We start from the raw sequence: 376 nt of genomic DNA, 5'->3' as shown, positions 1-376 counted from the left end.
GTCCGCCACATCCATCTTGGTCAAAACGATGAGTCCGCGGGGGATCTTGAGCATCTCGATGATTTGCAGATGTTCCCGAGTTTGCGGCATCACCCCTTCATCGGCGGCCACCACCAGCAGGGCCAGGTCAATGCCGGCCACGCCGGAAACCATCTGCCGGATGAATCGCTCATGGCCGGGAACGTCCACGATCGATACCCGATACCCGGAGGGGAGCTGAAGGGGGGCAAAGCCCGGCTCAATGGAAATGCGCCGTTCCTTTTCTTCCTTCAGTCGATCGGTATCGATTCCGGTGAGGGCCTTTGTCAGGGCGGTCTTTCCATGATCGATATGTCCTGCGGTTCCCAAAACATAATGATTCAAGGGAGTCCTTCAC

General features: G+C 57.2%; 1 protein-coding gene. It reads right to left on the bottom strand.

The window, feature by feature from the left end; all coding sequences use genetic code 11:
• Positions 1–363: GTP-binding protein (locus RZO55_RS14615; RefSeq protein ID WP_318065005.1), on the bottom strand; the 363-nt coding region annotated here is incomplete at its 3' end.
• Positions 364–376: the final 13 nt, after the last annotated feature.

The organism is Clostridium boliviensis (genome assembly GCF_033342255.1).
GTDB lineage: Bacteria > Bacillota > Clostridia > Lachnospirales > Lachnospiraceae > Lacrimispora > Lacrimispora boliviensis.
The sequence above is the reverse complement of the archived record's forward strand: the minus strand, read 5'-3'. Positions and strand labels throughout refer to the sequence as shown.